Raw genomic sequence first — 20,865 nt, 5'->3', positions numbered from 1 at the left:
GCGTTGCTATTTATGGGTATTACCGCTCGCATCGTCCACGCTTGCCCATGTCGAGCGAGTGACCACGGCAGGGCCAGCTAACAGTATGCACGTGGGTAACAGTTTTTTCTGCGGTTCTATATCCGTGACCTACATTCTGCGTCCCTAACACTCCACAACGCACCGGCCCTGGATGCGACTAACCCGCCCTGGATGCGACTAACCCGCCCCGGTATCGCTACCGCAAACCTGTTGTTGCTAAGCCTGTACTTGGGGTGTCGTTTAATCTTACGAACACGCCTGGTGATGTTAGTAACCGGTCAATTGTCTCGGCGGTGATAAACACAGGCGGCCCGCTTACAAACACGGGTGAACCGCCACAATCCGCCACGGCTGTGGACTCAGCTGCCACCGCGCACACCGCTCCGGTTGCGGCCCGACAGTTTCCCCGTTGGCAAGCACGAGGCGCCGCTGCACGGTGATGACCTCAAGGAGATCCTCCCCCACCCACGCCGCTTTCCGCACCTCGGTTTCCACCTTCGCAATCGGAGAGGTTTCCAATGCGCTGCGCAACTGTGCATCTACTGCCGCCGCGGCGCCCTCCGGAACGCTCAAGCTACTCAAAGAAGCGGTATCACCAGCAGTGAGTGCAGCATCGCGAGCCGCTACCAGCTGGCGGGCCACCGCCAGCGCTTCCGGCTCCCGACCGCCGCGAAGCTCCGCATTGGCCGCCTGCTGCGGGCCGGTGCGCGCCTCCTTCATACCGGGAACAAGAGCACCGAGAACCATTCCCGCGAGTATGCCCGCGACCATCCCGAAAACGCATAATCGCACCAGGAGAGCCACCGGCTTCGTCTTCCCTTCCCCGGACATAGGGACAGTTCACCACCACCGCCCCATCCCGTCCAGGGACCATCCACAGGCGAGCTTGCCGCGGCGTCGTTTTCCACAAGTCGCACGGGTCAGCGGCGCTCCTCAAGCTGCCCACAGGCGTGAGATTGGGCCCGGTGCTCAACAAAGCCGGCGCTATCGTCTAGAATCGACGGGGACTATCGAGAAGGATTTAAAAGGAATCAGATGGCACAGGATAAGAACAAGGGCGCGAAGAAGAAGCCGGGCTTTTTCAAGACTCTGCGTGACGCATTCACCATCGCGAAGCGTACCTACCGGCATCTAGGCTGGTGGCTTGCCCTGGCCGGGCTCGCGGGCCTGGGGATCGGCATTCTCCTCGGCTTCCTTACGAAGAGCTGGATCGCGTGGACCGTTTTCGGTATTCTCCTCATGCTCCTGCTCCCCATGCTGCTTCTCACCCGGGCGGTGCGGTCGGCCAGCTACGCGCAGCTAGATGGCATGCCGGGGGCAACCTCCGCGATTCTCGATTCGTTGCGCGGCTCGTGGGTCAAGCAAACCGAACCGGTACGTTTCAACGCGCGCCACCAAGATTTCGTTTTCCGGCTCATCGGGCGGCCCGGCGTGGTTCTCGTCGCCGAAGGCCCTATCTCACGCACCCGCAAGCTCATTGATGATGAGCGCCGCGCTATTCGCCGGGTAGCACCGAATGCCCCGGTGCACGCTATTTTCATGGGTAATGGCGAAGGCCAGGTTCCGCTCGCCAAGCTCGAGCGGGCTATTAAGAAGCTTAAGAAGGAAATTTCCGCCCAGGAAGTTTCGGCCCTGTCCCAGCGCCTCGACGCATTGGGGAATAAGGCGCTCAATATCCCCAAGGGCATTGATCCCACTAATATTCGCGCTAATCGGCGGGCCCTGCGCGGCCAGTAGGCCGCGCCGCCGTCGTACATATTCAACGCAATTTTCGCTATCCGCCCGGGGAATTCCACACGAGTTCCGCCGGGCGGAGGCGTGTCCGCAGGTTTTTGAGCAGGGCGTAGCGCGCTAAAATACATGGGGTAAACCGCACCGCTAGCCGAGCCGCGCGCCGGGAGGAGTCCACCATGTTCACAAGTGTCGCCGAAGCTGCCGAGTTTATCGCGGAGCACGAAATCCAGTTCCTCGATATTCGTTTTTGCGACCTGCCCGGCGTTATGCAACATTTCACGGTGCCCGCCACCCAGGCAACCGCGGAAAAAATGAACGAGGGCTACATGTTTGATGGCTCCTCTATCCGCGGATTCACCTCGATTCACGAATCGGATATGAAACTGCTCCCGGATGTGTCCACCGCTTTCGTGGATCCTTTCCGCGCGGAGCCCACCCTCATCATGAATTTCAACGTGGTGGATCCCTATACGGATGAGCCCTTTGCGCGCGATCCGCGCAATGTTGCCGAACGTGCCGAAGCCTACCTGCGTTCCACGGGAATTGCGGACACGATTTCAGTGGGTGCGGAAGCAGAGTTTTATTTATTCGACGACGTACGCTATGACACCGCGGTCAATCATTCTATGTACGTCATCGATTCCAATGAGGGATCGTGGAATTCGAGCCGGCCGGAGCCGGGCGGGAATACCGGCTACAAGATTCCGCACCAGCAGGGTTATTTCCCGGTGGCACCGGTGGATGCCAATGAGGATGTACGCGATGTCATGTGCCAATATTTGGCGCAGGTGGGCCTGGATGTGGAACGCGCCCATCACGAAGTGGGTGCGGGCGGCCAGCAGGAAATTAACTACCGTTTCAATTCCCTGCGCGCCGCGGCAGATGACCTCATGAAATTCAAGTACGTGATTCGCCGGGCCGCCGATGAATGCGGGAAAACTGCCACATTCATGCCCAAGCCGCTTTTTGATTCAGCCGGCTCGGGGATGCACTGCCATATGTCGCTCTGGAAGGATGGCCAGCCGCTTTTCCATGATCCGCGCGGCTACGGCCAGCTTTCGGACCTGGCCCGCTGGTACGTGGGCGGCCTGCTGGCGCACGGGAAGGCACTCGCGGCCTTCACCAACCCCTCCGTGAACTCGTACCGGCGCCTGGTTCCCGGTTTCGAAGCTCCCATTAATTTGGTCTATTCGGCGCGCAACCGCTCAGCCGCGATCCGGATTCCGCTCAGCGGAAATTCTCCGGCCTCCAAGCGTATTGAATTCCGGGTTCCCGATCCCACCGCTAATCCCTATCTGGCTTTCTCCGCCGAGCTCATGGCGGGCCTGGACGGCATCCGTAACCGGATCGAACCGCCCGCCCCCATCGACAAGGATATTTACGAGCTACCTCCGGAAGAATACGCGGATATCGAGACGATCCCCGCCTCCCTCGATGAGGCTTTGGCCGAGCTGGAAGCCGATCACGATTTCCTTCTCGAAGGGGATGTCTTTACGGAGGATTTCATCGCCACCTGGATTAAGTACAAGATGGATGCGGAAGTCACGCCCCTGCGCGCCCGCCCGCACCCTTACGAATTCGAGCTGTACTACACGCTCTAAACGGGCTACCCGCTCTCAAGGGGCGCGGGCTACGTATCCCGCCCGTAAAAAACATGTTCCACGGCGGTGCGGGCATGGCGTGCGGCCCGGGCGCGCCGGTCGAGGACATCGGCGGCGTGCTCGGCGCCCAGGATCGCGGCCATACGTTCGCGTTCGCGCGGATCACGCGGAATGACCTGGGCGGCACTCCCGGTCCGGCCGGTAGCCACAAAGGCGGCCTGGCGGAGTGCACTGGCAGCCCGCCAGCCTTCCAGCAGGGCATTTTCCTGCGCCGCGGTGATGAGCCCGGCGGCACCCGCCGCCCGCAGCGCCTCCCCCGTTCCGGTCACCCGAAGCTGCGGATAGGCCGCCGCGTGCTCAAGCTGAAGGAGCTGCGCGGTCCACTCCACATCCGCACTCCCACCCGGGCCTAGTTTGAGATGAGAAGCCGGGGCCACTCCCCCGGGGATTCGTTCCTTTTCCACCCGCACTTTCATGAGCCGGATAGCGGTACGCCGCGCCTCATCCCAGTGTGCCGGGTAGCGCAGCGGGGCGATCATCTCCACGAAACGTTCCCCGAGCGCGCGATCCCCACCCACCGGGCGGGCCCGCAGCAAAGCCTGGAATTCCCAGGGCTCGGCCCAGGCCCGGTAGTACTCCGCGTAGGAATCCAGGCGCCGGGCCAGCGGCCCGCTCCGGCCCTCCGGGCGCATATCCGCGTCCACGGCTAACGGCGGTACCCCGCCCGTTTCCTGTTCCACGCGCATGAAGGCCCGGGCCAGCGCATCGGCATATCCCGCGGCCGCCTCGGGTCCATCCCAGACGAACATCACATCAGCATCGGAGGTATAGCCACATTCGCGTCCGCCCAGGCTCCCCAAACCGATCACCGCAAAAGAAACCTCGGGCTGGCTATCCGCCGCACTATTTTCTGCGACGACGGCGCACTTGGCCGCGCGCACTCCGGCTTCCACCGCGCATTCCACAGCGTTACTCACCGCGCCCGCCACCTCATCGGGCCCGAGCAGCCCGAGAGCCTGGGCCATGGCGGTGCGCAACACCTCGCGCCAGCGCAACCACCGGCCCGCCCCGGCGATCTCCTTAGGGCTGCTGCGCCGCTCAAGAAGCGCGTCCAGCTCCCCGCGCAGCGCATCCGCGCTGCGCGGGGCCAGTTCGGCGTCGTCGCCCAACCACGCGATGGATTCAGGAAGCTCGGGGATATCGCGGGCGAGGAAACGCGAACGTGCCAGGATAAGGGCGAGGCGGTGCGCGACGGGCCCGCCGTCGCGCAGGGTGCGCATATACCAGGAGGTATCCCCCATTTTTTCCGAGAGCACCCGGAAGGCGAGGAGCCCGGCATCCGGTTCGGGACCTTCCGCAAACCAGCCGAGCATCACGGGGAGGAGCTGGCGGGCGATCGCTGCGCGCCTGCTGCTTCCCGCGGTCAGGGCGGCGATATGGCGCAAGGCCCCGGCAGGGTCGCGGTAGCCGATACTGGCGAGGCGGCTGCGGGCGGCCTCGGGGGCGAGGGAAATATCATCCGCGGAGAGCTGGGCTGCGGCGGGCAGGAGAGGCCGATAGAAAATATCTTGGTGGAGTTCACGCACCTCCCGGCGTACCTGCGCGAAAGCTTCGAGAAGCGCGGCGGCATCGGGCAGGCCGAGGGAGCGGGCCAGGCGGCGCAGGTCATCTTCCCGGGTCGGAAGCACGGCGGCGCGGCGCAAGCGCACCATTTGGGCGCGGTGTTCCAGGCAGCGCAGCCACCGGTAGTGGTGGTCGAGGCGGGCGGCGTGCGTGCGAGAAATATATCCGCCTTCGGACAGGCTCGCGAGCGCCGTGGTGGTGGTGGCCGAGCGGATGGTGGTATCTACTCGCCCGTGGACTAATTGGAGGAGCTGGACGGTGAATTCGACGTCGCGCAGGCCGCCCGCCCCTAGTTTGATATGACGTTCGCGTTGGGCGGTGGGGATATGGGATTCGACGCGGGTGCGCATGGCCCGGGCGTCGGTCACGAAATTCTCTCGGGAGGCAGCGTTCCATACCAGCGGGCGGGTGGCGCGCACGTAACTTTCACCGAGTTCGCGGTTTCCTGCGGCTACCCGGGCTTTGAGGAGGGCTTGGAATTCCCAGCTTTGCGCCCAGGTAGCGTAGTAATCCAGGTGGGAGGCAAGGGTGCGGACAAGGGAGCCGGTGCCGCCTTCGGGGCGTAGCGCGGTATCAATGGTCCACAGGGCACTTTCGGGACCGGGTGCGCTGATATATCCGGCGAGGGTGGTGGCCAGTGCGGTGCCGATCTCCAGTGCCCGTTCTTCGCTCACGCCCGGCCGGGGTTCGGTGATATAAACAACGTCCACGTCGGAGGCGTAATTGAGTTCCCCTCCCCCGGTTTTCCCGAGCGCGATGATCGTGAAGTCAATATCCTGGGCATCGGGTACCCGGGTGCGGGCGAGCTGGAGGGCAGCTTCCAGGGTGGCGCAGGCCAGGTTGGAGAGGGTGGCGGCCACCTCGGGCAGACGGATAAGGGGGTCGGGGAGGGTGAGATCCCAGCCGGCCAGGGTGAGAATACGGGTGTAATAGTGGGCTCGTAGCGCGGCAATAGCATCCTGGAGGTTGTTTGCGGTGCCGGTGAGCCAGGGGGCGAGGGCGGCTCGCATGGCGGTGCGTTCCTCCGCCTCGCTCAGGAGCGCGCGCCTTTCTGCTTCCTCCGCGCTGCCGCACAGGTTACGGGCGGCTTCCGGGTGCCGGGCCAGGTGATCGGCCAGCGCGGTGGAAAGCCCGAGGACAGCGAGGAGGCGCGGCCGGGCGGCGGCATCGCAGCCCACGCCCTCCCGGCGAGTTAAACCGAGTCGGGCACAGGCCGCAAGTGCCCGGTCCGGGTCCGCCACGTGCGTGAAATCCTCGGGCGGCCAGGCGCCGGCCTCCAGATCCGGAACGGCGCGTTCGGGGGCCGTGAATCCAGAGCGCCGGGCCCGCTGGGCGAGGGTGAGACGACGCATACCCGTTCCCCGCTACCCTAGCGATCCGCGCGGAAACGTGCGCGTTCCAGCGGGGTAACCTGGGCGCGGTATTCGGCCCATTCGGCGCGTTTATCACGCAGGAAGTAGTCGAAGGCATCTTCGCCCAGAATCTCGGCAACCAGATCGGAGCCCTCCATGAGCTTGAGGGCGGAGTCCAGGCTCCCGGGTAGGGATTCGATGCCGAGTACCGAGCGTTCCATATCGGTGAGGAGAAGAACGTCCGTATCGGCCGGATCGGAAAGATCGTATTTCCCTTCGATTCCGGCCAGGCCAGCGCCGAGTACCGCAGCAAAAGCTAGGTAGGGATTGGCGGCCGTGTCCAGGGCGCGGTATTCCAGGCGCGCTGATTGCGGTTTCGTGGGTTTATATTCGGGTACCCGCACGAGTGCGGATTGATTGCGCGGCCCCCAGCACACATAGGGTGGGGCTTCCCCGCCACCCCACAGTCGCTTATAGGAATTGACGTGCTGGTTGGTGACAGCGGTAATTTCGCGGGCGTGGCGCATGAGGCCGGCGAGGAAACGCCGCGCCGTCACCGACATTCCGAACTGGCCGCGTTGATCGTGGAAGGCATTTGTTTCGCCTTCGAAAAGCGAGAAATGGGTGTGCATGGCCGATCCTGGCCAGTGCGCCAAGGGCTTGGGCATGAAGGATGCTTCCACCCCGTGACGCAGCGCCACTTCTTTAATGATGACGCGGGCGGCCATAATGCTATCGGCCATCGTTAGGCAATCGGCGTAGCGCAGATCTACTTCTTGCTGGCCCGGGCCAATTTCGTGGTGGGAAAATTCCACGCTGATGCCCACGTCCTCCAGGGAGAGGATCACATCCCTGCGGAAATTATGAGCCACCGAGCGGGTAACGTAATCAAAATAGGAGGCCGAATCAATCGGGGTGGGCTCTTCATCATCGCTCGCCCCGGGCTGGAACAGGTAGAACTCGACTTCCGGGTGGGCGTAGGCGGTGAAGCCCAGATCCTCGCAGCGCCGCAGGGTACGTTGCAGAATGGCCCGGGGGTCGGAGCGGGCTGGTTCACCTTCGCGTGTGAGGATATCGCAGAACATGAACGCGGCGTCGTCGCTCCCATCCACGCCACGCAATACCGCAAAGGTAGAAGCATCCGGGCGCGCAATCATATCTGACTCATAAACGCGCGTGAGCCCTTGAATAGCCGAGCCGTCAAAACCGACGCCCTCCGCGAAAGCATTATCGAGCTCCACGGGGGCTACCGCCACGGATTTGAGGGTGCCGACGATATCGGTGAACCACAACCGCACGTAGCGGATGCCCCGGTCGGTTATGGTGCGAAGGACGTGTTCTTGCTGGTCATCCATGGCGCTTCATCTTTCCGTTCTGTATCCGTGGGGTGTTGCAGGCGTGGTCCATTAGGTGTGGGTGCGAATTGCGGCGGGTAGTAATCCGCGCACGAAGCGCCGCAGGTGGCGGCGCCGTGCGTGCGGGAGATCGTGGGCGAGCGGGTGGGAACGGAAGCGGGTTTCCAATACGCTCAGGGCCTCGCGCAGCTGGTACCAATTTGTGATGTCTTCGCCGGCAAAATGCAGCCACGGGAGGGCCGCGCCGACGTCGCGCATATCCCGCGAGTTAATTCGCTCGAGGGAACGGACCCACTCATCCGCGCATTCCAGGGCATAAGCCCAGCCCACATAAGAAGCGAGGACGTCCGCGCTCACCCCGGCGAAACGGGGAGCCGCGGTGAGGAAACGCCGGAAACCTTCCACTTGGTCGCTGGCCACCACCCCGTTCGGAGTGAGAGAAGAAAAATTGAGGAGCCCCACGAATCCGCAGAACACCAGCCAGCCGCCCACGATGAGCCAATACCAGGACAGTTCAAAAGCCAGGGCCCCGATAAAGGCCAATCCCGTCAGGGCGATACCACCGAAGAAGAGTACGGCTGCCAGCGACCCCACTAATTCGCGCCCGTGGTGGTACCAGCCCCGCCGCGATACCACTTCCGCTTTGCTATCGCGCGCGATGGCGAGGGCGAGGCGGGTGGAGAAGCCCTGCACGCGTAGCACCGGGCGGGAGGCGGCGGGCAGCCCGGCGTTTTCCATCGCGGTGCGATACGAGCGATCATCGAATGGCTCAGATTCACGGAATGCTGCCGATTCGGCGCTCTGCGGGGAGGCGAGGGCCGCCAGAACCCGCATCTCAAAAGGTTCGAGGGTGGAGGTATCCGCCTCGGTGAGCGAAATTGTGATCATCTGGCCACGTAAGGCCGGATCGCGGAAGAAGTCAATGGTGAGGAACCCGCGGGCGGCCAGGTCGAGGAGGGTGGTGATGGCGGCATCGTCCGCGGCGTAGTGGCGGTGCATAAAAGCCCCGAGGGCGGCCGGCATCTCCGGAGGGATGGTGCGCACCGGCGGGCGGGTATGCCGGCGGCGGCGCCGGTAATTATGGCCGGTTACCCCGGCAGGTTCACGCGGATACACCCCGCGCGGCAGATCGGCATATTCCCTACTGGGGATAAGCGCCAGGCACATAATGACCAGGGCAGTCACCCCGATCCCTAAGGCTAACCAGAATTCCAGTGCGTTCATGGACACCAGCTCAAGCAAGGGTTCCACAGTCACCTCCTCGCACCTAGCGTACCGTGCCCGATGATGCACCGGCGCGCGTGACCTAGTACTCTAAGCCATAGATATCGGGAGGTAATCATGACGGAGTTCTCACCGGCACGAATTCGGGTGCAGCACCTGAATGAAATGGTCGCTAACGGAGAGGTGCTCACGGCACTGACCTGCTATGACGCTCTCACAGCGCGCATTTTGGACGCGGCCGGAATCGATATTTTGGTGGTGGGTGATTCCATCGGCAATACCGCCCTGGGATTCTCCTCCACAATCCAGGTCACCCTGGAAGATATTGAGCGCGCCACCAGCGCCGTTATGCGCGGCACCACCCGGGCTTTCATCATTGCCGATATGCCGATGGGTACCTATGAAGAAGGCCCTGCGCAAGCTATCCGCACCGCTATCCGCCTGGTGCGGGCAGGCGCCGATGCGGTGAAATTAGAAGGCGGGGAAGCTTTCGCACCCATCGTCGAAGCCCTCACCCACGCCGGGATTAACGTGGTGGCCCACGTCGGCTACCGGCCCCACGCCGACGCTGCCTTGGGTGGCCCCCGGGTGCAAGGCCGGGATGAAGAAGAAAGCGAGGCCATTATCGATGATGCGGTCTCGCTGGAGAAGGCGGGCGCTATTGCCGTCGTCGTCGAAATGGTACCCGGGAAACTCGGAGCGAAAATTACCGAAATTCTCTCGGTTCCCACCCTCGGGATCGGGGCCGGCTACCGCACGTCCGGGCAGCTACTCGTCTGGCCGGATATGGCCGGAATGAATGAATGGCAGCCCTCCTACGCCAAGCGTTTTGGTGAGGTGGGTAGCGCGCTCAGCAACGCGGTCACGGCTTTCCGCACGGCCGTCAAGAGCCGGGAATTCCCGGATAAGGAGCACAGTTTCTAAGCCACTACAATGGTGGCTATGAGTCTTGCAGCACGTGCGCCGCTCGGTTCGGCGCGTCCCGGAAAGATTTCGCCGCGCCGTAAAGTTCCGGCCCATATTGAACGCCCCGAATACATGTTCCATGACGGGCCGGAAGTGATCACCGCCTCGGATGTGAAAACTGAGGAAACGATTGAGCGGATTCGGGTGGCGGGAACCATTGCCGCGGATGCCATGTACGAGGCCGCCAAAGCGATCCGCCCGGGCGTGAGCACCGATGAACTAGACCGCATCGCCCACGAGTACATGATCGATAACGGCGCCTACCCCTCGTGCCTGGGCTATATGGGTTTCCCCAAGTCGATCTGCACCTCCGTCAATGAAGTCATCTGCCACGGCATCCCTGATGACCAGGTGCTACACGAGGGAGACATTATCAACCTGGACGTGACTGCCTACAAGGACGGCGTGCACGGAGATACCAATGCCACTTTCGGCGTGGGCGAAATCGACGAAGAATCCCGCCTTCTCATCGAACGCACCGCCACCGCTACCCTACGCGGGATTAAGGCGGCACGCCCGGGGCGCCAGATCAACGTGATCGGCCGAGTGATTGAGTCGTATACCAAGCGTTTCGATTACGGGGACGTCCGTGATTTCACCGGGCACGGCGTAGGAGAGGCTTTCCATTCCGGCCTCATTATTCCGCATTACGACGCCGCACCTCTACACGGGGAAACCATCGAAGAGAATATGGTCTTCACGGTTGAGCCCATGGTGACGCTGGGAACTATCGACTATGAGATCTGGGATGATGACTGGACGGTCGTGACCAAGGACCGTGGACGCACCGCCCAATTCGAGCACACCATCGTGGTGCGGGAAAGCGGACCGGAGATTTTGACGCTGCCCTCCGATCCCAATCTTGGGCTACGGCTCTAGGTGGATATACCCGGCGGGCAGATAGGCACGTGGGGGCGGATATGCACGTGGGGGCGGATCCGAGAATCCGCCCCCACTGTCATCTTGGCCTATACGCCGGGTTCTGTACCGCTAACGCGGCGGCGACCATCCATCTACGTGCGCCATTACTGACGCACTCTAGCAATCCACCCGTGCCCTAGACGAGGAGCCTGGCGGGGCACTGTCTGATCTTGCTCCCGGTGGGGCTTGCCGTGCCATGCCGGTCACCCGGCACGCGGTGGTCTCTTACACCACCCTTTCACCCTTACCTTGCGGCGGTTTACTTTCTGTTGCGCTTTCCCGCGGGTCACCCCGGGTGGGTGTTACCCACCACCGTCCTCTACGGAGCCCGGACGTTCCTCGAGACGCCTTACGCGCCGCGCGGCCGCCCAGCCAACATGACCCGTTTATGCTACCAGTCTGACGGGTGCACGGCAGCCATCCCCGCGATTATTACCCGGATTCGAAACGATACAAGAATGCCTTTTCTGAATATATATACCGCATCAATTACCGCGAGTAATATTGCCAGATTGTTACTTTGCTCATATACGAAAGTGCGAAAGGCCGGGAAAGTAAGGCAGGCCGTTCCTACTCGAGCTACCGCAATTATTAAGTATTTGAGGATCCCTTGCCCCTAAATATTAAACCTGCTTAGAATCCGATCAACAGTCAAAACAGCGACGTTTCGCAAGTTTTCTCTGTTAGTAGGTAATGGATGCGGGGGCCGACTTTGCGTGAGGGTCGGCCCCCGCACCGCAACACAGACGGCTACGCACACGCCACGAGCTGCATATATACACCGCCGTAGACGCTCACCACATTTAACCAAAGGTCATATACGGATACACCGCACGGCCCGTAGACTTTGGATGTTTCATTAAACACTCAAAATTGCAGATTAGCCGCTCAGGATAGTACTGCAATGTCTTTCGCGAAGGATTCCCATGACGCAGCGTATCTCCCGAATCGCCAGTACTCTCACCGTGACCACCCTCGCCCTCACAATGGCGGGTACCGTGGCTGCCCAGGCCCAACCGACCGCCGACTCCCCCGCTCCGGGCGCTTCCTTTAGCTCCTGCACGGATTCCCCGAAAGCAACGGCCGCGGTCGCCCAAGCGAATTCCGAACGGGACGCGCTGCTCCAGAAATCGGAAACTGCGCAGCAAGATCTCACAGCCGCCCAGGCTGCCGCAACGGAGGCACAGGCCGCGAAAGATGCGGCTACCGCGAAACTGAACGCCGCGGAGAAGGCCGCCCAGGCTGCCGTACAGGCCCGCGATACGGCCAAGGCTGCGCTGGATGCGTTCCAGGCGGAAGGGCAGGCGGCAAAAGATGCGATTCCCGCGGCGCGCACCGCTCTGGAAGAGGCGGAGAGCCAGGTAGTGGCGGCGTCGGCCCAAAAGGGGAAAGACGCCGCAACGGTGGCCGACGCGCAACGCGTTTTTGACGAGAAGACTGCGCAGCTCGACGCGAAGACGCAGGTGGAGAAAGATGCCCGCGCAAAGCTGGAGGCGGCACAGAAGGCCGAGGCTGCCGGAAACGCTGAACGCGAGAAGCTCGCCGCGCAGCTGCGTGAGGTAACCGCGAAGAAGAATCAGGCGGACGCGGATTTGCAGACTGCACGGGCCAAGGAACGCGCGGCTCAGGATACCCGCGACCAGGTTGCCGCGCAGGAAGCGGAAAAGGTTGCCGCAGCGCAGCGGGCGCACGACGACGCCGTCGCTGCCGTTCCCGCCGCCCAGAACGCGAAGGATGAAGCGCAGCAGGCGGCCACCGCGGCAGCTGACGATGTGACGCTCAAGCGCGCTGATGATGAAACTGCCCAGCGTAATGTCAAGGATTCGGAGGGGAAGCTGGCGCAGGCCACGCAAAAACTCGGTGATCTTGAGAATGCGCTTACCGGACTCAAGAACCGCCAGGCCGAGGTGCAGGCCGCACTGCCGGGACTGGAACAGGCCAAGAATGATGCCGAAGCCGCCTACAACGAGGCCCAAGCGGCCGAGGATGAGGCGAAGGAGATGTACGAAGCCGCCGCCGGGGACAAGAAGAATTACACTGACGAGGACGTGGAGCAGTTCCGGCAGGAATGGGAAGCGAAGAAGGCTGAAACCGCCCCGAAGAAGGCTGCGTTCACGCAGGCGAATGAGGCGTATACCGCCAAGGTTGCGGAAAAGAATGAGCTCGCCACCCAGATTCCCGCCAAAGAAGCGGAGCGTGATGCGGCGCAGACCGAGAAGACTGGCCTGGAGGCCACCCACGCCGCGAATCAGCAGGCCGCGCAGGAAAGCGCCGCGCAGCTGACGGCCGCGGTGGAAACCGAGAAGGCGAAGCGCGCTGCTCTTGCTGAGAAAGACGCGGCTCTCACCGCGGCTCAGCAGCAGGTAGAAACCACGAAGGCAGCCCTCGCCGCCGCGGAGACCGCCGCGACCGAAGCAACCCGCCCGGCCGATGAGGCGCTGACGGCAGCCCAGCAGGAAACCACCGCCGCACAGGAGAAAGCCACGCAGGCGAACAAGGAGCTGGAAGACCTCTCCGCGAAGATTATCAATGAGTTCGTGCCGAAGCTCAATGACCTCAAGGCTAAGCGCGAAGAAGCCCAGCAGGAGCACACCCAAGCGGCAACAGCCCTGACGGAGGCCGAGACCGCGAAGGGCGCTGCCGACCAGGAACTTGAGAAGGCGAATACGGCGGCGGACAAGAGTTCTGCCGCGCTGACGGCCGCCGAGGGGGCACGCGATAAGGCCCGCCAGCAGGTTGCGGATCTGGAAGCAGCCGCGGCGAAGCTGGACGGCTTGCAGGCCGAATATGACAAGTTGGTAGCGGCGGCTACCCAGCCGGAAGCTGATGCCGCGGCGGCCCGTGAGCACGATACGGCTGCGAGCGCCACCCTTGCCGAAGCGACGCAGAAGGTCGCGGCGGCGGATGCTGCGGCGAAACAGCTCACGGATGATCTAGCGGCGGTCGATGCCCGTATCGCGGCATTGCGTACTTTCCTGGAGAAATGTGCGGCAGAGCAGCCGGAAACTCCTGGTGCGGGCGAGACGCCGGGTGCGGGTGAGCAACCCGGCACCGGGGCTGCCACTCCGAGCGCGCCGGCACCGGAAACGCCCGCACCGAATGCCCCGGCACCGGGCGGCAAGCACGCCGATCCTGCCGCTCCGGTAGCCCCGGCAGCCCGCGCTAAGCAGTCGGTTGCCAAGCACGCCGCACCCGCGGCGCAGCTGCCGAACACCGGTACGGAAAGTACCGGTGTGGCCGGTGCGGCTCTGCTGCTTATGCTGGCCGGGACGGGCGCGGTGGCGTATGCCTCCCGCAAGCGTGCCGCGCGCTAGAAACCGCATGGCTAGCGTTCCCTACCAGCCGCGGGCCTAGCCGGCACGGGCAGCCGGGAACATAGCACCAAGAAGCGCATTCGGATGGTGGCCGGGAAGATCTTTATGGTCTTTCCGGCCACCTATATGTGTGCCAGAGCTGAAGTGGTACTGGAGCTACAGCAAGAGCCCATTTTCTTGTCGGGAAGTACCACTACGTGCGGCCCGGTGTTCTCGAGAACCACTACGTGCGGCCCGGTGTTCTCGAGTACCACTCTGATGGCTCATCTGGCTCAACGCGAGCCTCGCTCCCGGGTCTGGCTAATGCTCGGGCAAGGAAAAAATGTTCTCCGCGCCCCGCCGCACCCGGGCAATCACCTAGGCTTCGTCGTAATCCACCGGAACGATAATGCAGTCGTAATCCTCGGAAAGATAAATATCATCTTCCGGGGTGGACTTGATTTGTGCTACTTCTACCGGGGAGAGCGTGATTCCGGCGCCGGTGGCACCGTTGGGAGTCATGGTCATGACCGCGTAGCCGCCGGTGGCAACCGAGTGTTCGTACACTTTTTTGAGCGACGCCGCCAGCGGTGCATAAAGCTCCTCGCGGTGGGCGCGGATTTTTTCTTGAGAGGCGGTAAGCTCGGCAACCACATCTTCCAATTCGGAACGCTGCGCCAGTACTTTTTCTTGGAGTGCATCAATAGCTGCGCCCAGTTCCCGCACCCGTTCCTCGCCGCCTTCAACCGCTTCAAGCGCGGTGAATTCTCTATCCGAAGTTTCCTCGAGGGTAGCCCGCAAAGCTGCCATTTCGTCTTCTAAAACGAGCAGATCCCGGGATGTCAGCCCCGTTCCGGCATTATATTTTTCTTCTTTGTCCGCAACCTGGCGCGCTAATTCCGCGCTGGTTTTTTCAATGCGTGCCAAATCCGCCCGCGCCTGCTCCAGCTGCGTTTCCGCCGCGGCTTTTTCCCGCCCGCGCGCGGCAATCGCATTGAGGAGTTTCCCCAGGGAGATCCGCAGCGGATGCTGGGTATTCTCCCGCTCGAGGCGGTTGAGCTGCGCATCCAAATCGGCAACTTGAAGCAGGATAAGTTGATCGGCACGGGGTGCTTTCATCGGGTGGATCTCCTTCGACTCGCACGAAAGGCGCGCGGCGCGCCTCCCCTATTCTATGTGGGAGAGCCCGCCCCGCGCAGGGTACCGCCACCGCAGCCGCGGTAGCCTCAGCCACGCACCGCGATATTCCACGCATCCGTGGGAATCGCGGAGATATACGTATCCAGCTGCGGGAAATGTTCACGCAGGCGCTCCTCCATCTCACCGAGCACCGGCCATTCACTGGCCCAGTGGGTGGCGCAGATGAGCGCGCAGCCACCGTCCCAGATATGGTCGGTGGCCGGGTGGTGGCGCAAATCCGCGGTGAGATAGGCATCCGCGCCCGCGGCTTTCGCGGCCGCTAAGAGTGAATCTCCCGAACCGGAGCAGATAGCCAGGCGCCGCACTTCCCGCTCGGGATCACCCGCCCCGAGCACCCCGGCCGGGGTATGCGGTAATACCTGAGCTACCTTCTCCACCAGTTTCCCGAAGGGCACGGGCGCAATGCTCCCCACCCCGCCGATTCCGGATTCGGGATCCAGCGGCCTCTCGATCTCCACGCCCAGAAGCCGCGCGAGCGCAACGGTGGAGGCCACCACATCCGCATTGGTGTGGGCACTGAAAAGCGCGACTCGCCCGCGCACCAACTGTGTCACCCATCTCCCCTTGGCGAAAGTTCCCGCCACGGTGGAAGTTCCGCGCAAAAAGAGCGGGTGGTGGGTGATGAGGAGGTCAGCGCCGCGTTCGCAGGCTTCTTGCACGGTTGCTTCACACGGGTCGACGGCGAAAGCGACGCTGCGCACCTCATCGCTGGGCAGGCCGGCTATCAGACCAACCCGGTCCCAACTTTCCGCGCACGCGGGTGGGAATAATTCGTCCATAACCGCGGTGATATCCGCCACTGTATATGTCATGAATCCACCCTACCCGGGGCGCCTGCGGAACTGAAAATGCGCGTTCATTCTCAAGTACGGCGCCTAATTCCGCCAGGAAAACACCACATAGACATGACATCGGTCACATTGATAGGCTGAGGGGCATGACCGCATGCGATATTCCCACCGTTATTCCCACCGTTATTCCCACCGTTCCCCTTGCCGATGGCGGGCAGATTCCCCTCGTCGGGATCGGCTCTCTGCTAGCCAAGGGAAACGAACTTGCCACCATCCTGGGCCACATCATCGCCGATGGCTACCGCCTCGTCGATACCGCCCAGCAGTACGCCAATGAAACAGCCGTGGGGGAAGCGGTGAAACGCTCCGGGGTGGCGCGCGCGGAGGTGTTTATCACTTCGAAAGTGGCCGGCGCGGAACAGGGGAAACGCTATACCCGGCGCAGCATCGAAGATTCCTTGCGCCGCCTCGATACTGATTACCTCGATGCCCTCCTCATCCACTGGCCCAATCCTTCCCGCGGCCTGTACGTGGAAACCTGGGAAGAAATGCTCGCCGCCCAGGCCGAGGGCCTGGTGCGCCACGTGGGAGTCTCTAATTTCTTGCCGGAGCATCTCACGCGCCTGCATGAGGCCACCGGGGTGTGGCCGGTACTCAACCAGATCCAGCTCTCGGTTGCCCTCCCGCGCACCGATCTGCGCGCCTTCCATGAGCGCCACGGCATTGTCACCCAAGCGTGGCGCCCGCTGGGCGGCCCGGAGAAGCTGCTGGATCAGATTGTGGTAGGGCGCCTGGCTGCCAAGCACGGGGTAAGTGCCGGCCAGATTGTGCTGCGCTGGTGTGTCCAGCAGGGCATTGTGGTGATTCCCTCGTCGTCCCGCCGCGAGCGCTGGCGGGCGAATGCTGATCTCTTCAGCTTCACCCTGGATGAATCGGATATGCGAGATTTAGCCGCATTGGATACCGGTGACCTGCACGTTTGGGATGCGCGTACGCATGAAGAGTGGTAGCACCACCGGCGCGCGATGAAGCGCATAGCGGTATAAGCGCATAGGCGGTATAAAGAGTGGGCCCGACCGGATTCGAACCGATGACACCCTGGGTGTAAACCAGGTGCTCTGACCAACTGAGCTACGGGCCCGCGCGCTGCGCACTCGGATGATCCTACCCGATGCGCGGCCCGCGCGCACCTTCTCACCGAAAATACCTACCGCCCACATCCTTGGGCGAGGTAAGGAGCCTAGTAGCGCAGGCCCTTATTGGTCAGGCGCACGCCCGTCCAGGATTCCCCGAGGGCCACGGACGTGGTTGGTTGCATACCCGCGGTATCGGCGGCCTCTTCAATATCGTTATGCGGCACCGCATTCGACACTCGCCCGGTGGGCACGAAGAGCCAGCAGATAGCATTTTCGTCGTCGAAATTAGCCTTGATATCCAGGAGCAGATCGGCGAGATCATCGACGTCGCCATCGTCCGCACGCCACCAGGCGATGGCGCCGTCCACGATATCGCGCGAATCTTCGTCCAGCAGCTCGCTTCCTATTGTTTCTTCGATCTGCGCGCGGACCTGGGTGGCTACGTCGTCGTCGTAGCCAAATTCTTGGATGATGTTCCCTTTCTGGAAACCAAACGAACTCATGGCTTAAGCTCATCTGATCGCCGGCATTTTTTCAAGTTAATCTCAGCCGCGTCGCCCGTGATTTTAGTGATCATTACCCTACGACGACGCGCGGCGCCCGGTATTCGGGCGCCGCGAAACCCACCCGCAGTGCGCCCCGTCCACCGCTCAGCTTAATTCGGCTCACGCCTGTGCGATGGCTCTCAACAACGCGGTAATATAGGAGTGTATGTGTAAGAGGTACCACAGCCGCTCTGGGACTAAAGCCGCGAACGGGTAGCCTTGACACGTCCCTAAGAAACATGACCACTCAAGCAATGGAGGAGATTCCGTGGCTTCACACGATTCTGATGCTCGCATGGTATCCGGCCAGCTCAGCCAGATCCCGGATGTCGATCCGGAAGAAACCCGCGAATGGCTAGCGTCCGTGGATGATCTGATTGAAACAAACGGTGCGGATCGGGCGCGGTTTATCCTCGCCAGCGTGGATGAGCACGCACGCGCCAAGGGAGTTTCGGTCTCCCCTGATCTCGTCACTCCCTATATCAATACGATTCCGGCCGAAGAAGAACCTCCCTACCCGGGTACCCCGGAAGAAGAGGAACTCGAACACCAATTCCGCAGCTGGACCCGGTGGAACGCGGCCGTGATGGTGACGCGCGCCCAGCGCCCCGGCGTGGGTGTTGGTGGGCATATTTCTTCCTACGCTGCCCAGGCCACTCTCTATGAAGTGGGCTTCAATCACTTCTTCCGCGGCCCGGATGCGCCCGGCGGCGGGGATCAAATCTTCTTCCAGGGGCACTCCTCCCCTGGCAATTACGCCCGCGCTTATCTGGAAGGGCGCTTGACCGAAGCGGACCTGGATTCTTTCCGTCAGGAAGCCTCCCGTATTTCCGGTGGGCGCGGCCTACCCTCCTACCCGCATCCCCACCAGATGCAAGACTTCTGGCAGTTCCCCACCGTGTCCCTCGGTATTGGTGCCACGAACTCTATCTACCAGGCCTGGTTCAATCGCTACCTGAACGAACGCGGCATTACGGACACCTCCGATTCGCACGTGTGGGCCTTCCTGGGCGATGGTGAAATGGACGAACCCGAATCGCGCGGGATGCTCCAGCTGGCCGCCTCCCAGAAACTGGATAACCTCACCTGGGTGGTCAATTGCAACCTCCAGCGCCTGGACGGGCCGGTGCGCGGCAACGGCAATATCGTTCAGGAACTTGAGTCCTTCTTTAAGGGTGCGGGCTGGAATGTTATCAAGGTGCTGTGGGGTTCGGGCTGGGATAAACTCCTCGCCCAGGATAAGGACCATGCCCTCGTGGATCTTATGACATCCACACCGGATGGTGACTACCAGGGCTTCAAGGCAAACGATGGTTCGTATGTGCGCAATAACTTCTTCGGGCGGGACCCGCGCACAAAGGCCATGGTGGAGGACTGGTCCGATGATGAGATTTGGGCACTGCGCCGCGGCGGCCATGACCATCACAAGATTTACGCTGCCTACCGGGCAGCCCTAGCTCATAAGGGCCAGCCCACCGTCATTTTGGCGCAAACGGTCAAGGGTTATGATCTCGGCTCCAATTTCGCCGGGCGCAATGCCACCCACCAGATGAAGAAGCTCAACAGCAATGATCTCAAGCTGCTGCGTGATACCCTGCGTATCCCCATTGATGATTCCCAGCTGGAAGATCCCTATAACGCGCCCTATTACAAGCCGGCCGAAGATCACCCGGCAATGAAGCATATGCGTGAGCGGCGCGCAGCACTGGGTGGCTACCTGCCCCAGCGCCGCACCCACCAGGGCGGGATCGCACTGCCGGCCGATAAGCCTTTCCAGTCCATGAAGAAGGGTTCGGGCAAGCAGAAGGTGGCCACTACCATGGCCTTGGTCCGCCTCCTCAAGGACATTATGCGCGATAAGGAATTCGGCTTCCGCATGGTGCCGATTGTCCCGGACGAAGCGCGTACTTTCGGCATGGATTCCATGTTCCCCTCGGCCAAGATCTTCAATACCCAGGGCCAGCAGTACACCGCGGTGGACCACGATATGCTGCTTTCCTACAAGGAATCCACCCAGGGCCAGCTGCTCCACACGGGTATTACCGAAGCCGGTTCCCTCTCCGCTTTCGTGGCGGCCGGAACCTCGTATGCCACCCATAACACCCCGATGGTGCCCTTCTACATCTTCTACTCGATGTTCGGGTTCCAGCGCACCGGGGACCAGTTCTGGGCAGCTTACGATCAACTGGCACGCGGTTTCATTATTGGTGGCACCGCCGGGCGCACCACCCTCACGGGTGAAGGCTCCCAGCATATGGACGGGCACTCCCCCGTTCTCGCCTCCACCAACCCGGGCATGATTATTTACGATGCGGCCTACGCCTACGAACTGGGCCATATCTTCAAGGATGGCCTGAAGCGTATGTACGGGGACGGCTCTGACGGGCGTGAGCAGAACGTCATGTACTACCTCACGGTCTATAACGAACCCATCCACCAGCCCGCCGAACCGGAGAATGTGGATGTGGATGGCATTATCCGCGGTATCTACAAGCTCGATGAAGCCGATGGCCAGGGTGGCCCGCGTGTCAATCTGCTTTCCTCGGGCGTGGGGGTGCGCTGGGCCCGCGAAGCCAAGCGCATGCTGCGCGATGACTGGGGCGTGGATGCCACCGTCTATTCGGTGACCTCCTGGTATGAGCTGCGTAAGGATGGTTTGGCCACCAACGAATACAACTACCTCCACCCGGAAGAAGAACCGCGCAAGGCCTATGTGACCGCGAAGCTGGAAGGCGAAGAAGGCCCCTTCATCGCCACCTCCGATTTCGAGCACCAGGTTCAAGATTCCATCCGCGAATGGATCCCGGGTGATTACGAGACGCTCGGCGCCAACGGTATCGGTATTTCCGATACCCGCCCGGCAGCCCGGCGCTACTTCAAGATCGATGATGCCACGATGGTGGTGCGGGCCCTGTATGCGCTGGCCAAGGCCGGCAAGATTGATCGCTCGGTTGTCCGCCAGGCAATCGAGAAGTACGATCTGCATAACCCGGCAGCTGCCGAACCTGTTCCCGATAACGATCCGGAGTAAAGCGGCCCGGCGTCGTCGTAACTAATTGAATAGTGTTTGAGCATCCGTGCTCTCACACGTAGCATAGTGTGG

Annotated in this window: 14 protein-coding genes, 1 tRNA gene and 1 other RNA gene; 7 read left to right on the top strand and 9 right to left on the bottom strand. The window is 62.0% G+C overall.

Annotated features, from left to right (window positions below):
- Nucleotides 1–336: 336 nt before the first annotated feature.
- Entirely contained in the window at nucleotides 337–852 is a 516-nt protein-coding gene (locus ACTFPK_RS03620; protein WP_274733667.1) for a hypothetical protein, read from the bottom strand.
- Nucleotides 853–1,056: 204 nt separating this feature from the next.
- Here ACTFPK_RS03620 and ACTFPK_RS03615 point away from each other — a divergent pair, with 204 nt between their 5' ends.
- Both ACTFPK_RS03615 and glnA read left to right on the top strand, forming a co-directional pair.
- Nucleotides 1,057–1,758 (top strand): DUF4191 domain-containing protein, encoded by a 702-nt coding sequence (locus ACTFPK_RS03615; RefSeq protein ID WP_126134780.1) that lies wholly within the window; start codon nucleotides 1,057–1,059, stop codon nucleotides 1,756–1,758.
- A gap of 173 nt (nucleotides 1,759–1,931) precedes the next feature.
- Nucleotides 1,932–3,356, top strand: coding sequence for a type I glutamate--ammonia ligase (gene glnA, locus ACTFPK_RS03610; RefSeq protein WP_126134779.1), 1,425 nt, complete (start codon nucleotides 1,932–1,934; stop codon nucleotides 3,354–3,356).
- 29 nt (nucleotides 3,357–3,385) lie between these two features.
- Here the strand turns inward: glnA and ACTFPK_RS03605 are convergent, their stop codons facing one another.
- Genes ACTFPK_RS03605 through ACTFPK_RS03595 form a run of 3 tightly spaced genes read right to left on the bottom strand, consistent with a single transcriptional unit; the run spans nucleotide 3,386 to nucleotide 8,937 of the window.
- Nucleotides 3,386–6,331, bottom strand: coding sequence for a bifunctional [glutamine synthetase] adenylyltransferase/[glutamine synthetase]-adenylyl-L-tyrosine phosphorylase (locus ACTFPK_RS03605; RefSeq protein WP_284898605.1), 2,946 nt, complete (start codon nucleotides 6,329–6,331; stop codon nucleotides 3,386–3,388).
- 17 nt (nucleotides 6,332–6,348) lie between these two features.
- The gene (locus tag ACTFPK_RS03600) at nucleotides 6,349–7,686 is read right to left on the bottom strand and encodes a glutamine synthetase family protein (protein ID WP_274734438.1); all 1,338 of its coding nucleotides are present in this window, start codon (nucleotides 7,684–7,686) and stop codon (nucleotides 6,349–6,351) included.
- A 51-nt stretch (nucleotides 7,687–7,737) separates the two neighbouring features.
- A complete protein-coding gene (locus ACTFPK_RS03595; protein WP_274735403.1) occupies nucleotides 7,738–8,937 on the bottom strand; it encodes a DUF2207 family protein in 1,200 nt (399 codons plus the stop codon).
- A gap of 90 nt (nucleotides 8,938–9,027) precedes the next feature.
- Here ACTFPK_RS03595 and panB point away from each other — a divergent pair, with 90 nt between their 5' ends.
- The gene (panB, locus tag ACTFPK_RS03590) at nucleotides 9,028–9,834 is read left to right on the top strand and encodes a 3-methyl-2-oxobutanoate hydroxymethyltransferase (RefSeq protein WP_126134775.1); all 807 of its coding nucleotides are present in this window, start codon (nucleotides 9,028–9,030) and stop codon (nucleotides 9,832–9,834) included.
- Nucleotides 9,835–9,843: 9 nt separating this feature from the next.
- Nucleotides 9,844–10,755 (top strand): type I methionyl aminopeptidase, encoded by a 912-nt coding sequence (gene map / locus ACTFPK_RS03585; RefSeq protein WP_439911121.1) that lies wholly within the window; start codon nucleotides 9,844–9,846, stop codon nucleotides 10,753–10,755.
- Nucleotides 10,756–10,831: 76 nt separating this feature from the next.
- Here map and rnpB read toward each other — a convergent pair.
- Nucleotides 10,832–11,177, bottom strand: an RNA gene (gene rnpB, locus ACTFPK_RS03580) — RNase P RNA component class A.
- A 546-nt stretch (nucleotides 11,178–11,723) separates the two neighbouring features.
- Between rnpB and ACTFPK_RS03575 the strand changes: the two genes are divergently transcribed.
- Nucleotides 11,724–14,111, top strand: coding sequence for an LPXTG cell wall anchor domain-containing protein (locus tag ACTFPK_RS03575; RefSeq protein ID WP_274734441.1), 2,388 nt, complete (start codon nucleotides 11,724–11,726; stop codon nucleotides 14,109–14,111).
- A gap of 357 nt (nucleotides 14,112–14,468) precedes the next feature.
- On the opposite strand, the gene ACTFPK_RS03570 is transcribed toward ACTFPK_RS03575, so the two are convergent.
- Nucleotides 14,469–15,209, bottom strand: coding sequence for a zinc ribbon domain-containing protein (locus ACTFPK_RS03570; protein WP_274734442.1), 741 nt, complete (start codon nucleotides 15,207–15,209; stop codon nucleotides 14,469–14,471).
- Nucleotides 15,210–15,316: 107 nt separating this feature from the next.
- Nucleotides 15,317–16,102 carry a Nif3-like dinuclear metal center hexameric protein gene (locus ACTFPK_RS03565; RefSeq protein WP_274734443.1) on the bottom strand — a complete coding sequence of 262 codons (786 nt, stop codon included), beginning with the start codon at nucleotides 16,100–16,102 and terminating at the stop codon, nucleotides 15,317–15,319.
- 125 nt (nucleotides 16,103–16,227) lie between these two features.
- Between ACTFPK_RS03565 and ACTFPK_RS03560 the strand changes: the two genes are divergently transcribed.
- On the top strand, nucleotides 16,228–17,091 hold the full coding sequence (locus ACTFPK_RS03560; RefSeq protein WP_274734444.1) for an aldo/keto reductase: 864 nt from the start codon (nucleotides 16,228–16,230) through the stop codon (nucleotides 17,089–17,091).
- Nucleotides 17,092–17,148: 57 nt separating this feature from the next.
- On the opposite strand, the gene ACTFPK_RS03555 is transcribed toward ACTFPK_RS03560, so the two are convergent.
- Nucleotides 17,149–17,222, bottom strand: a tRNA-Val gene (locus tag ACTFPK_RS03555).
- A 99-nt stretch (nucleotides 17,223–17,321) separates the two neighbouring features.
- A complete protein-coding gene (locus ACTFPK_RS03550; protein ID WP_016442607.1) occupies nucleotides 17,322–17,720 on the bottom strand; it encodes a DUF3052 family protein in 399 nt (132 codons plus the stop codon).
- A 337-nt stretch (nucleotides 17,721–18,057) separates the two neighbouring features.
- On the opposite strand from ACTFPK_RS03550, the gene aceE reads away from it, so the two are divergent.
- Nucleotides 18,058–20,793, top strand: a complete 2,736-nt coding sequence (gene aceE / locus ACTFPK_RS03545) for a pyruvate dehydrogenase (acetyl-transferring), homodimeric type (protein WP_439911169.1) — start codon at nucleotides 18,058–18,060, stop codon at nucleotides 20,791–20,793.
- The last annotated feature ends 72 nt before the right edge of the window (nucleotides 20,794–20,865 follow it).

It is taken from the genome of Actinotignum sp. UMB0459 (assembly GCF_051905915.1).
GTDB lineage: Bacteria > Actinomycetota > Actinomycetes > Actinomycetales > Actinomycetaceae > Actinotignum > Actinotignum sanguinis.
Note: the sequence above shows the minus strand (reverse complement) of the source record. Positions and strands in the feature narration are given on the sequence as shown.